We start from the raw sequence: 12,839 nt of genomic DNA, 5'->3' as shown, positions 1-12,839 counted from the left end.
GTCTTTTAGACATTTCGCCCCGGCTAATACCAGTGCGAAGACCTCGTCTTTTAGACATTTCGCTCAGGCTAATGCCAGTGCGAAGACCTTGTCTTTCAGACATTTCGCTCAGGCTAATGCCGGTGCGAAGACCTTGTCTTTTAGACATTTTCCCCAACCATCTCCGTCGAACCAAATGGTGAGGCGTCAGACCTAACGGAGTGATATGCATGCCAACCGATTCCCCCCACGATGACTTCGTGCCAGCATCAGTGGGCTCGTCTCCCACCGCCCTCTATCAGGGTAAGGTGATCGCCGAGGCGGGTTCCTACATCATCGCTTTTGCTGATTGCGAAGTACTCGCCATGGCGGGTTCGTTCGTGATCGCAAGCGATTCCTCTCGCGTTGTTGCCCACTACAACTCAAAGGTGACGGCAGAACCAGGCTCCTTCGTGATTGCTCATGAGGGTTCAAGCGTGGTTGCTAAGTCTGGTGCGAATGTGAGGGCTAAGGCGGGATCGCACGTTTCGGCGTTCGCCGGATCTACGATTTACGTCGAGCCTTACGCAAACATCACCACATTTGGTGCTGTCAACCTGGTGCGCATCAATGCCTAAGAGTCAACCTCGACATACTCATTCAGGTGTGACAGGCGGTTTGAAGTCGGAGGAAAAGTAGATTCCGTTGTCTTTGATGGCGGACTCTACTCTTTCCCTAGCCAATCTCCGCCTGCTCAAGTCCTCGTCTCACGGTTGGAACCGGAGCGCCGAGTCAAAGAAGAATGCTTGCGGATTGGCTCTGAGCCTTCCGTAACATTTTTCTTTGGGCTTTAGTTACTATGGCATATAGCAAGTTTGACGAAAAATGAGGGCGGGGCAGTAACGCCCCACTCTCATTTTTTGCAACCACAGCGCAGCGCCAGTGACGATTCTGTGAGACGACTATGAGACCACCTCAGGCGGCGGCAAGTCGTCTCGCAGGATCGAAATTGAACTCTTCTCTCATGATCCGCAGCCGTTCCTGGAGGAGCTCGTCTGTCTGACGAGCCTCATCCTGTTTGTAGCTGGGGCAGCAGATCTTGGCTACGGATTCGCAGAACGATTCCATGGCCCATTTTTCCAGAGCGCGGTTGCGTCTTGTGGCGATAGCGTATCCGTCGGCGTTGATGAGCTTGCGCCATTCTTCGAAGTAGTCCTGAGCGTAGCCGGTTACCTCGACGAAATCATCAGCGCGGAATCGTTCCACGAGTGCCACCATCTGGTCGATGTAAGCAAGCTTTGCAGCTTTGCTTTGCACCGCCCAGAAGAGATGACAGCACTCGTGCACCAGGTGCGGCAAACTGACGGCGGAGCTGAGGCTGGACGCGCTCATCTCCAGGTGCGGCATGATGCGGTCGTCCTGGCGCTCCCAATCGCCGTAGACTGCCGACTGATTGCCTGACACAGTGCATCGGTTGCTCGTCGTGCTGACGGTCAAACCGAGGTACAGTGCTGCTTCCCGCAAGGGGCGGGGCAACTCGAGGAAGTTGCGAGAGATCAGCTTGCGATGAGCTGAAGGTGTGTCCGAGTCGAAGTAGAGTCCGCTAGTTTCGTCCAGTTCGTAGCGTCCGCAGAACTGTTGATACTCGCGTCTCACCCACGATCGATCGCTGAAGGAGATAACTCGTTCGGTCTTCGGTGGCATAAACCCTCCTTGGGCAGTATCTAGGCGCACTAAAAGTTCGTAGATCGTGAAAGCAGTTAGCTTTCGTGCGATACCACGTACCGTGCTTGAAGTACTGTGTGAGGCTTATGGGAGTTGGGCTGGGCTTTCTGAGGTTAGTTGGTTGGTGGGTTGGTCGGGGTAGTTTTTCCAAAACGTACCGGTTTGAACCGCACAGATGCTACTAGAATCTTGCTTTGCATCGATATATTGTCGTTTAGAATGTTGAAGTTGCTAGCGACGCTAGTCTAGCAACCGCTAATCTCGTACAGTCGGATTTGTTAAAATGCCGATGTAAGCCGCAAGATGCAAAGGTCGACATGCGCGAACATCAGATCGTCATCAATTTGAAACCGGAGCAGTTCGAGGAATTGCAACGCTTGGCACGGGCTGCCGGCTCGAAATCAGTAAACCTGTTTGTTCGACAGAAGTTGATATCGACGTTGGGTCTTGCTGGTCCGGCCAATGGTTCAACCGAAGACAGTGATGCTCCTGATCTAAAACAATTGACGGGCGAATTGCGCAGGCTCCATCGTGAGCTGCAGATCTTCGTTGCCGACTCTCTTTCAAATAGCGACTACACATTGTCTTCGATCGAACCGATACCATTTCCTACGGCCGTGCAAGAGAATTTCCTCGCCGAAGGCGCTCCGTTAATGCCTGAAAGTGCCGGTTTTAATTACCGTGACGAGAGCCCTGTATCGCTCTCACTTAATCAAACCGTTGGACCAGACTCGTATTTAAACGATCCATCCCAGTCGCAATATTCCTCAATTCAGGCACCAGGCGATGCGCAAAGCGAATTTGTGAGACCTCAATTGCCGGGAGCTTTTCCACCCTCTGACAGAGCTCAATTCTCAAATTTTCAGGCACCGATTACTCAAGCTGCAACACCTCAACCAGCAGATTTTGGCGCACCGCCAGCGGTATCATACGGTCAGTCGGATTCTGCTTTGCCGCCTGAAGTTAATTCCAGAGTGCAACCAGCCTACTCACTGCCTCCTGATCCTGGTGCCGTATCTCCTGCTAACACGGCAGCACAACCGGCTTTTTCGATTCCTGAGCCGCCCCCGGAAGCTTCATCAATTCCGCCGGGGTTGAGCACTTCCTCAGGGGTGGGCTCGAACTCCAGTCAGAGTGCTCCGATTGTTGTGCAGCAATTTGCCGAAAACGACGAACTTGAAGATTTAGCCGAACGGGCTTTTGCCATCTCGCCACGACTGGGTCCGCTCGAAGAGCCTCAAAAGCGTTTTCCCGATCCGCTCGCCGATTTATTAGAGGAGGCGCTCTTCGAAGATTCAGAAGACCCTGTCGACGAGTATTTAGAAGCATCCCAGTCTGAACCAGCAGAGTCTGTTGATGAACTGGCGAGGGCGGCGGCACTCGAGACTGAAGAAGGGCAGCAAGTTCAGGCTGAGTCAGAACATTCCGATTCGACTGTCGAGGCTGCCAATTATGAAGCGGCGGAAATAGAAGAGCCAGTTTTGGAAGACCCGGACCAAACTATAGAAGAAGAGTCGGAAATCGAACCAGAAGAGCCGGAGAGCTCGTCAGGCGCGGACGATGAGCCCCCTACGGACGACACGCCCCCGGACCCGCCCCTGCAATTCCCTCCCCCGATCAGTGGTGGTCCTCCCCCAAGAAAGCGCCGAACATGAGAGCCGTCCAATTGACTGCGCTCCAGGGGTCACCTAACATCAAGTAGTTCGCAGTTGAAAACGTTTCTTTCGATTCGATTGCCCCAAACTTTCCGAATCAAACAACAAAAAATTTGCCGACCATGGGAATTCCACCATAGGCAAATGGATATGTGTAAGCAAGAATGTAAATATCACAGCCAGAGCTTGTGATGTTACTAAGGCTAACGCATGACAACTGTGCAGGCGTGGTACAACAAAACTAGGAACGAAGGTAGACGACAATGGGTAAACATGGCGACGGCGGCGGCGATAACGTAAGCAAACTCCCTATTGAGGGCGCGTCAGCACAGTTAAAGCCTGATTATGTTTCTTTCCGTCCAGAAAACGGTGTTTCGTCGGTGCATCTGGACAGGCAGACCGATCAAATAAAAGCTGCCAACGAATCTCTAGACGGCCGAAATCCATATGCTAGCTTGAGCACTGACGCTGCATCGCAGGCCTTGAAAGCGAATGAAGCAGCTATTCAAGCGACGATGGATCGCATTGCGGCTCTCAACATGGCGGCTGCAAAGGCGGCAGGTCGTGGTCAGGCTGACGATCTGTTAGGACAGCTTGAAATTCGCAATACATAATCTTCGAATCGCAAAGACTTAAATAAACAGACGCAGTCATAGCACCGCGTCTGTTTTGTTTTTCGCTTAAGTCTGTGGCTAGATGTAACCCAGGTTCTTCTGCGCACCGGCTGGCGGAAGAATTCTCAACCGTCGCATCGGCTCGTCACCAATGCTGCGGCTGCTCAAGTTGAATCTTTCCACTAACTGATGTTGCAGTCGACGAATGTAAGCTCGTCGGGGGCTCAGTTCCATCGGCTCCAGGCGGTCCATGACGCGAGTGATTGCCTGTCGCGCTTCTTCAAGGGCGACTTCAGTTTCATCCACATCCGACTCGATGTCGACCGCTCCGACATTTTCTCCATCAAGATGAAGAGCTTCTCTCAAAGCTTTTTGCAGTTGCGGCAGGTTGTTGCTTTTGACGACATAAACAGGCACTTGCCGGGCTTCGGCGAGAGAATAGATCTTCGCTCCTGCTCTGGCATAACTTCTCAACGCGAGAATCGCATCGGCCTCATCAATTGATTTGACCACTTCAACGGGCAGTTGTAGCGTTTTGACCACCCGTTCCAATAAACCCTTGCTGACCGCGTAAGGGTAAATTTTCAAATGCGTTTCCTGTGGGGTGCCCCAGTCCTGCGCGAAAGGGGCGAGGCCCTCTGTTGCAATCGTTGGTTCCGGCGTTTGTACGACAGAAAAGTTTCCCGTCGCATCGTCGCGTCGTCGAATTTCTGGATGAATCTTCCATCCTTTTAGCAGTTGGTCGACAGCTTCACCGACGTCTTTGTGAACAGCCAGCGTTTGTCTGTCCAGAATTTCGATGCAAATGTCGAAAGTTGGTTCGGTTGCTCGTTCCAGCACGGTCTTCTGCGTGCCTCGACGTCGCGCTTCGTCGTCGCCGAGCGTAACTGTCTGAATGCCGCCCACGAGATCGACCATGGTTGGATTCTTCAACAGATTTTCGAGCGCATTACCGTGCGCAGTTCCAATTAGCACGACGCCTCGTTCAGCGATTGTTCTGGCGGCTGCCGATTCTTGCTCGGTGCCGATTTCGTCGATGACGATCGCTTCTGGCGTGTGGTTCTCGACTGCTTCAATCATGACGGCGTGCTGTGCATCTGGGTGAGACACTTGCATGCGTCGTGCTCTGCCGATGGCAGGGTGAGGCACGTCGCCGTCGCCTGCAATTTCGTTGGATGTGTCGATTACGATGACGCGCTTGCCCATTTCGTCAGCGAGCACGCGAGCCATTTCGCGTAATTTTGTAGTCTTACCGACTCCAGGCGGTCCGAGGAAGAGGATTGATTTTCCGGATTCGACAAGATCGCGAATGATGCTGATTGTTCCTGAAACCGCCCGTCCAACACGGCAGGTCAGTCCGATCACTTTTCCTGTGCGATTGCGAATTGCGGAAATTCTGTGCAGGGTGCGTTCAATTCCGGCGCGGTTGTCGCCGGAGAACTGACCGATTCTTTCGATGGCGTGTTCGAGATCCTTTTCAGTAACCGGAGTGTCAGAGAGGTGCGTCGTGTGCTTGTCGAGATAGCGTGCTTCTGGAAGACGACCTAGATCCAGAACAACTTCGTACAGCCCGTTTGTGTCCTTTTGCACTGCTTCTGCGACTTGCGTTGGCAGTATTGCTAGGAACGACGAGAGGTCATCAGCGGGCGGGATAATTTCCATGATATTCCTCGTGCTTTTACTCGGAAGTGAGTTGCTCACGCACAACTCGAATTTTTTTTACGCTGGTCAGATTCATTACCTCAGGATGAACCCGTTGACCCGGTACACAGACCGGAATGCCTGGTGGACAGGGCGCGACACACTCGGCGGCGATGCGTCCCACGGCTTCATGTACGGGCACCATCTGCGATGGCGACATGAATGCCTGACGAGGACTGAGCACCTGTTCGATCTCGGTGAAATGCCAGACGCCGTCATCTGCGAGGCTTCCGGTTTCGGGATTTTGAGTGTGGAAATCTAGAAGGACTTTGGCCAGTTCGGCGACGTCTTCAGTGACTGTGCCTATTCCCATTAAGAAGAGTACGCCCTGTCCGAGGATAGCTTCAGGAAAGACACCGCGCTCGACGCAAAAATCATAGAGCTGCTCTGCTCTGGCGCCTCGTGCCGCGATGCAGATATGTAGTGCATCGGTTTCGAAACGACTTGTGTAAAATTCGAAGCGTCGGCAGTCTGCCAGCGAATCTTCCAGACGACCGCGCAGATGAGGTAAGTGGGCGAGAAGATTCTTGCCGTTCGTTTCAAGCAAGGTGATCGTTTGCTCAATTGAGAGGAGCATTGGATAACTTGGACTTGAACTCTGAATCAAATTGAGCTGCGCTCTCAGCAAATCGATATCGATTCGGAAAACTGGTGATTCGCCCAGGTGTATCATGCCGGTCTGCGTCATGCCGGAAAGCGTCTTGTGCAGTGAGTGTACAGTCAGGTCTGCACCGCATGTGACAGCTGAAGAAGGAGCACAGGCATCAGGCAGAAAGTGTGCTCCGTGCGCTTCGTCTACTAATAAAGGAATGTCTCTGAAATGGCAGCTGTCTGCAATGGAGGCGATATCTGAAACCGCACCTGCATAGGTCGGCGAAACAACAAGCATTCCAGCCACTTCTGAAGCCTTGCAAGTGGAAAGAATTTTGCGCGCAGAAACTGGCGAAACAGCACCCCATGTGCCCCAACGAGCATCCCAGGTGGGTTCGTACCAGATCGGCTCGATGCCGCCAACAACCATAGCGTTGATGACAGAGCGGTGTGCGTTGCGCGGTACGAGAAACTTTTTGCGTTCCGTCGTCAGTGCAAGCATTGCTGCAATGATTCCGGCAGAGGCGCCGTTAACTGAAATCAGGCTGCCCGCTGAACCCCACATCTTAGCGGCGCGAGCTTCCAGATCAAGAAGCACTCCTTCGGGATTGGAAAGCTCATCAAGCCCAGGCAGTTCGGTCAAATCGGCTTGAAGCAAAGAGTTTGTGCTCTTCGCCAATTCGCGCCCTTTGTGACCGGGCGTGTGGAACGACGCTTTCTCTTGTTGAAGATGTCGTTGAATAGCTGTTCCAAGCGTCATGGCGCCGATACGCGAGAAGCTGCGTTGCTTTGCATTTACGGGCACGAGTGCCGAAAACTTTTCAGGGAATGGTTGGGAGTTAGTTAGCATTACATGCTGTGTCAAAGACCGAATTCAGCTCCTGACTGTCTTTGCTTGTTGCCCCAGGCACCAGCTTCTCACTGAAGAGCAAGTGATGATAGGCCTAGTATAACATGGTGATCTGGAGCGCAAACAGGTGGAATGGCGCTTGTCCTGCGGCTTTTGTATATACGAAAGGGGGATGAAGGGTTGTGCGATTGTTTCTTTGTTTGACATGTTTTGGGAAATTTTAAAAGTGATATAAATTAGTGGTCGTGCGGTTTTCAAGCGCTCATTCGCTTTTCTGGCTCGCCCTTGTGGCGGCATTCTCCGATCTGCGAATTTGATACTGTATGCGGTGTCAAATAGGGCGCGAGACGGAGATGATTTTCCGGCTAAAAAGCCTTTCTCTAGCGCACTCAGGTATTGGACCAACATTAAAACGGAATGTGTACAAATGTGTAAAGGTAACGGACCGTTGCTGACCGCGCGAGTTGCGCTAAGGATGCGCTAGCAATGCACATGCTTAATTGGCACGGGCGCCGTCTTTTGGAGAGAGGCACAGGGGGGCGGCTAAAAAGTTTGGAAAGCCGCATTATTAAACCTTTTCGTAGCTCTTGTGATCTGTATGAGCGGACGTTTAGTTTGGGGTGTATCTCTTAACTCTTTCCTGCTAGCCCACCTAAAACCAAAACAGCTATCTCCCAGCGGTCTAGTGTTTGTTTTTCACATTGCATCTGCAGTGCGGGAGGACATAGCTCGCTCGGAGAGGGTTCGCAGATAGAGTTCAGGATGAAGGACATGCACTGCATCTGGTGCATGAAAGAGCAACCCAGTTAAGGAAGTGACCTTAAATGAAGACCATCATCGGCCTCGACATGAACCGCATCTTCGACGAAACCGAAGCCTCCGTCCGCGCCCGCGCGCAGCAGATCATGCAGGAGGCGAGCGAGGACCGCGCCGACCCGCAGCTGGCCGAGCGCCGCAAGGTCGACCGCGCCATCGCCGTGGAGCAGGAAGCGCAGCGCATCGTCGACAGCCTGCCTTCGCTCATCGCCGCCCGCATCCCCAACGGCGAGCAGAGCCTCATCCTCCTCACCGTCTCGGGCGGACCCGGATTCACCTACAGCCCGGGCGCCGCGCACATCGTCGAGACCACCATCGCGCAGCACAATGCCGCCGTGGCCGCGTCCGTCATCGAGAAGCTCACCGGCATCGACAAGCTTCACGTGCGGCGCGTCAACTACCAGACGGAGGGGCGCCAGGGCGGCTTCTTCGTCGTCGTCAACTGGTGAGCGCCGGCTGACACTCTGACTCGAACTGGATGCGCGCTATCGCTTGCGGTTGCGCGCATCCTTTCCATCAACATCTTCGTCAAGGGCGCAGATTATGGGAACAGTACTCGACTTCGGTCGCCACCGGGCAGCAGCAGCCAGACCGGTAACGTGGACGCAAGTGACCACGGAGGGCGACGACTTCTGCATGTATTGCTTGATGCTCATCGAACAACTGGACTTCGTGCGCAGCGGTCACACCATCGATGTGCCGAAGCAGTATCCGATCGCGTCAATCAGGCGGGCGCAAGCGGCTCTCAAGGAGCGCGGCTACCCGACTGATTTTTCGGAAGGTGGCGAACACGGCTTTGGAGTTCTCACGTTCCAGTAGTCATCGTGGAAGGAAGGTTTCGGCTTCGGCCGAGCCTTTCCTTTCCGCTTTTCGTCATTTCAGCGTCTTTTTGTCATTTCGGTGCCTGCCTTTCCGTTAAGGGCTTCGCGGCAAAAAAATTTGCCTTTTGAGGCACCATATGCGGTGCGCAAGACCTTTCGCTGGATTGCTCGAGATTTTGTCGCTGGTACTCAGGTGTCTGAACTTAGCGTGCCTGCCGGCGTTCTTTGAGTCTGCGTGTAAAATCTTCCACCACTGGCATAATCGTGCTCTCTTCGAGCATGGCGAACGAGGTGAGGAATTCATTTTTGGGTGGGTTCTGCCAGTAGTATGCCTCAGTGGTTGCTAATGGAAATCCTGTTTGCTGTGCGCATTCTGAGATATCCAAATGGTTTAAGGTCTGGTCAAAGCGAATCACGATGGTCATCGCTCCTGTTATCTTCATGGGGTCGCACAATCCCTTGAGCTGGCTGGTAATAGCTGAAATCATTATGTGGCGGCGCTTTTGATACAGTGATTGTGCTTTGCGAATCTGTCGTTCGAGTGTGCCATCATCGAGAATTTTTGTCAGTCCTACTTGTTCTTGAATTGACAGAGAAGAGCTTACACCGCTGTACAGCTCTTGAGCTCGCCGAAAAGCTTCGATCAATCTTTCAGGCAGTACTGTAATTCCCGCGTCAGACAGTGGGAAAAGAGTTTTGTAAAAACTGGAGAGATAGATAACGCGATCGCCCTGGTCGAGAGAATACAGCGAGGGTAAGTTTGAATTGCCGTAGAAGAATTCGTTTTCGTAGTCGTCTTCAAAAATGAGAGCGCCTGTTCTGTTAGCCCACTTGAGCAAGGTGTGGCGACGAGCCAGCGAGAGCGTGCCGCCGTAAGGATCTTGGTGAGATGGTGTTACATAAACAGCTTTGACTGCCCTGTTCTCATCGATGAGCCGTTCTACCTGCATGCCGTCGTTGTCTACAGGAATCGCCACAAGCTCTGCGCCCAACATTTGAAAACACCGCCGGGCATATGGGTATCCGGGATCTTCTATGGCGACAAGGTCGCCTGGATCAATCGTCAACTGGGTTGCTAAACGCGTCGGAGTGGTGGAATCGACATGGGCTATCACACGTTTGTGGTCGCATTGAATGGCGCGCTGGCGTTTTAAATATGCTGTTACAGCTTTTCTCAATTCCGGCTGACCAAAAGGTTCCAGTCCGTTAGTGAGTTCTTTGTTTTCGTTCTGGTTTGCATGACTGTTGATGATTTGTTTCCATTGGGCAACAGGTAACGTCTCAGGCGCAGGGGCACCATGGTTGAGTTGTGCAAAAGCGCCGCAGCTCAAAGCAGTTGGTGGTATCTGTAGAAGGCGCTCGGCGAAGGCCGACAGTTTCAGCGGTGCCGACTCGTTTGCTGGCAGCGCAGGCGGTTTGGCAATTGATGCTCTAACCAGTGTGCCGATACCACGGGTGGTGGTAAGAAATCCTTGCCCGATCAGTTTGTCATAGCTTCGCACCACTGTCTTTCTGGATATTTGCAAATAATCAGCTAGTTGTCTTGTGGAAGGCATCAATTGTCCTGGCATGAGCACCAGTGACTCGATTGCATGCGCCAGTTGATCTGCAATTTGTTCGTAAATCGGAATCGGTGAAGTATCGTCGAGGTGCAGAGAAACCGCAAAATTTGCAAGAGGAGATGATGATTCTGAATTGTTGGTTTGTCTGTTTCGCGGCATGAGATCTTGCGAGTTTGCTTACTTCTAGTATTTTGCTCAGTAAAAATCCGTCTGGAATTAGTGATGCCCCGATCGGGTAATCATACTACCGTTCGATTAGCCGAAAGAAGAGGAGTCCAGCACCGCTTTTTATGGGAGTCCACCACCAGGTTGGCCAGCCGAAAATCTCACTGAAATCATGAGAGGGTCTGAGTTTTAGGACTCTGGCGCTTGTCAATACCGTTTGTCTTTGATTACGCTGCAGATCTAACCGTTTGTCGCTGAGACGTTTGAAGTAATCACCCACAATCGCTGTCTTCTATTGCTTTGATTCTCATGGGGCTTTGCCTCATGAGGCAAGCGTTTCTCAGGACTCACGGAAGGAAAAACAGGAGAACTTGGGATGGAGCTACTGGGTTCAGTCATGATTTCGGTGGTCATGCTTATCGGCGGCATGGCTGGTTTGAAACTGGAAGCCAGATATCTGCGACCGCGGAATCTTTCGCTGAAAAAACTGGAGTGCATCGCATATCTGACTCTTCCTGCTCTTGCAATGGTCATTGTCAGCTACTGCCTGGCGCTCAACGGATATGACGCGATAGCTTACGTCATATTAGTGGCCGCCGGACTTCTGTTCGGCGTCTCCGTGGTCCTTGCTTGAGCGCACGATAAGCCAATCTCCCCGTGTTTATGGAGCATGCAATGGCGAAAAGTAGAAGTAAGCCCGGCGCACCATTCTTGCGCGTCATCAACAACGCTGACTTTGTCGATAAGGTGGAGGAGGAAGCTAAAGCGCTTGTCGACCGCCTGATTGGCGAATATTCGACAATGTCGAAGAAAACCGGCGCTACCTTCAGGTATTCGATCGACGTGCCGAGCTTTCCTGCCAACGACAAAGTCATCGACCGCGTAGTTGCCATCTTCGCGAACCTTAACTGGTCCTGTGAACCAACGGAGTACCAATGCGCAGGCGGTCGCGCCGGTGCATTCTGGCTTCAACCACCACATAACTGGCAGCCCGGTGCGTAAGGGCTACAGTTCGGACTATTGAGCGCGGCGAGCTTGCTTGCCGCGCTGACGACAGGAGATGAAACGTCATGTCAACCTCCGAAAACTCCGTACTCGATAATCTGGAGCAAATCGCCCAGGTTGAGACCGCAGAGTCCGACGCTGAAAACTCTCTTCTCAAGATCGTAGACAGGCTCGCTTCACCGGCTGAAAGTCGGGCATATCTGCTGGACGGCATGGTCGACTACGCAGCGATACGTTCGCTGGTCGATCGGGTGGAGAAGTGGGTGCGCATCGACTCCTCGTTGCCAATTCACATCTTCATGCACGCTCACATTGAGTCCTTTATCGACGCCCTGGCGCTTCACGACTTCCTGCGTTGGGTGCGGTTGCGAGGAGTAAAGGTGATCATCCAGGTCGCAGGCTGGGCAAGCGGGCAGGCCGCAGTCGTTCTGCGTGCCGCTGACGAGGTTTACATCACCGAGCGCTCCTGGATTCACATCACTGAGGTGCGCTGTCTGACGGACGGAAATTCCTACGAGGCGGAAGAGAACCTCAAGTGGTTCAGGCGTCTTCAGGAACAGCAGTATGCCTTGCTCGTTTCGAGCAAGCTTTCGAGAGAGCAGTTGAGGGAGAAGATCTACCTCAAGACCTGGTTTCTTGACGCTCAGGCAGCGGTCAAATTTGGTCTGGTGGATGGCATTGCCACCACCTCATCGATGCCGACGTCAAAACTGGTCGCCATCAACGCGTCGTTGTGTGAAGGGCTTTCGGAGGCTACCGACCTGGACGTGCGCAAGAGCAACGCGGAAACCAGGGCAAAAAGGGCGAGGCGCATGCTGTCTCAACTTGAGAGGCGCGAGATGCTGGCGGAGCCGGCACGGCACGGCGCGCTGCGCTTTATCGACCGCGTCAGCGACGCGACTGCCCTTACGGCAAAGGAGGATCTGGCTCGTGCTCTGGGAATCAGCTCTGGTGACCTGACTTTGCTTATCTGCAGTCCTGGCGGAAACTCTGTGGCTGGTTTTGGCTTCATCGACCTGTGTCTCCAGGTCCGGAATGCCGGACGTGCTATCAACACCGAGGTGATCGGTTGCGCTGCCTCCATGGGTGGTGTCATGCTGCAAATCGGCAAGTGGCGGGTGATGGGGAAGAATTCATGGCTTCTCATCCATCGGGTCAGTTCGACATGGGGCTATACGACCAGTCAGTACGAACTCGGTCTCGATAAGAGCATGGCTGTGCAGCGGCAGTGTATCGAGCTGCTTGCTTCGCGGTCATCTCTCACTGCCGACGAGATACTTGAGCGCTGCCGTACCTCTGACTGGTGGCTCTCTGCTGAGGAGGCGCTCGAGTATGGATTCATCGACGAGATCCGCTGAACTGAAGTCAACTTGAAG

The 12,839-nt window shown here is 53.1% G+C and carries 12 protein-coding genes; 8 read left to right on the top strand and 4 right to left on the bottom strand.

Annotation, left to right across the window (positions count from 1 at the left end; all coding sequences use genetic code 11):
- The first annotated feature begins 209 nt into the window (after positions 1-209).
- Positions 210-596 (top strand): hypothetical protein, encoded by a 387-nt coding sequence (locus EKK48_13075; GenBank protein RTL41843.1) that lies wholly within the window; start codon positions 210-212, stop codon positions 594-596.
- Positions 597-933: 337 nt separating this feature from the next.
- Here EKK48_13075 and EKK48_13070 read toward each other — a convergent pair whose 3' ends face one another.
- A complete protein-coding gene (locus EKK48_13070; GenBank protein ID RTL41842.1) occupies positions 934-1,662 on the bottom strand; it encodes a hypothetical protein in 729 nt (242 codons plus the stop codon).
- Positions 1,663-2,000: 338 nt separating this feature from the next.
- Between EKK48_13070 and EKK48_13065 the strand changes: the two genes are divergently transcribed.
- Positions 2,001-3,338: a hypothetical protein gene (locus EKK48_13065; GenBank protein RTL41841.1), complete on the top strand. Its 1,338-nt coding sequence runs from the start codon at positions 2,001-2,003 to the stop codon at positions 3,336-3,338.
- A 263-nt stretch (positions 3,339-3,601) separates the two neighbouring features.
- Positions 3,602-3,952: a hypothetical protein gene (locus EKK48_13060; GenBank protein ID RTL41840.1), complete on the top strand. Its 351-nt coding sequence runs from the start codon at positions 3,602-3,604 to the stop codon at positions 3,950-3,952.
- Positions 3,953-4,030: 78 nt separating this feature from the next.
- Here EKK48_13060 and EKK48_13055 read toward each other — a convergent pair whose 3' ends face one another.
- Together EKK48_13055 and EKK48_13050 are read right to left on the bottom strand one after the other, a co-directional pair.
- Positions 4,031-5,605, bottom strand: a complete 1,575-nt coding sequence (locus EKK48_13055; protein ID RTL41922.1) for an AAA family ATPase — start codon at positions 5,603-5,605, stop codon at positions 4,031-4,033.
- A 25-nt stretch (positions 5,606-5,630) separates the two neighbouring features.
- Positions 5,631-7,109 (bottom strand): aminotransferase class I/II-fold pyridoxal phosphate-dependent enzyme, encoded by a 1,479-nt coding sequence (locus EKK48_13050; protein RTL41839.1) that lies wholly within the window; start codon positions 7,107-7,109, stop codon positions 5,631-5,633.
- Between the two features lie 809 nt (positions 7,110-7,918).
- Between EKK48_13050 and EKK48_13045 the strand changes: the two genes are divergently transcribed.
- Positions 7,919-8,359 (top strand): hypothetical protein, encoded by a 441-nt coding sequence (locus tag EKK48_13045; protein RTL41838.1) that lies wholly within the window; start codon positions 7,919-7,921, stop codon positions 8,357-8,359.
- A 94-nt stretch (positions 8,360-8,453) separates the two neighbouring features.
- A complete protein-coding gene (locus EKK48_13040) occupies positions 8,454-8,729 on the top strand; it encodes a hypothetical protein (protein RTL41837.1) in 276 nt (91 codons plus the stop codon).
- 205 nt (positions 8,730-8,934) lie between these two features.
- Here EKK48_13040 and EKK48_13035 read toward each other — a convergent pair whose 3' ends face one another.
- Positions 8,935-10,452 carry a PLP-dependent aminotransferase family protein gene (locus EKK48_13035; GenBank protein ID RTL41836.1) on the bottom strand — a complete coding sequence of 506 codons (1,518 nt, stop codon included), beginning with the start codon at positions 10,450-10,452 and terminating at the stop codon, positions 8,935-8,937.
- A gap of 382 nt (positions 10,453-10,834) precedes the next feature.
- On the opposite strand from EKK48_13035, the gene EKK48_13030 reads away from it, so the two are divergent.
- The 3 genes from EKK48_13030 to EKK48_13020 all read left to right on the top strand — a co-directional run bounded on the left by EKK48_13030 (position 10,835) and on the right by EKK48_13020 (position 12,821).
- The gene (locus EKK48_13030; protein ID RTL41835.1) at positions 10,835-11,092 is read left to right on the top strand and encodes a hypothetical protein; all 258 of its coding nucleotides are present in this window, start codon (positions 10,835-10,837) and stop codon (positions 11,090-11,092) included.
- Between the two features lie 41 nt (positions 11,093-11,133).
- A complete protein-coding gene (locus EKK48_13025) occupies positions 11,134-11,460 on the top strand; it encodes a hypothetical protein (protein ID RTL41834.1) in 327 nt (108 codons plus the stop codon).
- A 68-nt stretch (positions 11,461-11,528) separates the two neighbouring features.
- The gene (locus tag EKK48_13020) at positions 11,529-12,821 is read left to right on the top strand and encodes a hypothetical protein (GenBank protein ID RTL41833.1); all 1,293 of its coding nucleotides are present in this window, start codon (positions 11,529-11,531) and stop codon (positions 12,819-12,821) included.
- Positions 12,822-12,839 lie beyond the last annotated feature (18 nt).

The organism is Candidatus Melainabacteria bacterium (assembly GCA_003963305.1).
Taxonomy (GTDB): Bacteria; Cyanobacteriota; Vampirovibrionia; order Obscuribacterales; family Obscuribacteraceae; genus PALSA-1081.
The sequence above is the reverse complement of the archived record's forward strand: the minus strand, read 5'-3'. Positions and strand labels throughout refer to the sequence as shown.

What these genes read in the sequence shown, in the direction of transcription:
- EKK48_13070 (RTL41842.1), bottom strand. Translation starts at nt 1,662, where the DNA reads ATGCCACCGAAGACCGAACGAGTTATCTCCTTCAGCGATCGATCGTGG.
- EKK48_13020 (RTL41833.1), top strand. Translation starts at nt 11,529, where the DNA reads ATGTCAACCTCCGAAAACTCCGTACTCGATAATCTGGAGCAAATCGCC.
- EKK48_13040 (RTL41837.1), top strand. Translation starts at nt 8,454, where the DNA reads ATGGGAACAGTACTCGACTTCGGTCGCCACCGGGCAGCAGCAGCCAGA.
- EKK48_13065 (RTL41841.1), top strand. Translation starts at nt 2,001, where the DNA reads ATGCGCGAACATCAGATCGTCATCAATTTGAAACCGGAGCAGTTCGAG.
- EKK48_13035 (RTL41836.1), bottom strand. Translation starts at nt 10,452, where the DNA reads ATGCCGCGAAACAGACAAACCAACAATTCAGAATCATCATCTCCTCTT.
- EKK48_13060 (RTL41840.1), top strand. Translation starts at nt 3,602, where the DNA reads ATGGGTAAACATGGCGACGGCGGCGGCGATAACGTAAGCAAACTCCCT.
- EKK48_13030 (RTL41835.1), top strand. Translation starts at nt 10,835, where the DNA reads ATGGAGCTACTGGGTTCAGTCATGATTTCGGTGGTCATGCTTATCGGC.
- EKK48_13025 (RTL41834.1), top strand. Translation starts at nt 11,134, where the DNA reads ATGGCGAAAAGTAGAAGTAAGCCCGGCGCACCATTCTTGCGCGTCATC.
- EKK48_13045 (RTL41838.1), top strand. Translation starts at nt 7,919, where the DNA reads ATGAAGACCATCATCGGCCTCGACATGAACCGCATCTTCGACGAAACC.
- EKK48_13075 (RTL41843.1), top strand. Translation starts at nt 210, where the DNA reads ATGCCAACCGATTCCCCCCACGATGACTTCGTGCCAGCATCAGTGGGC.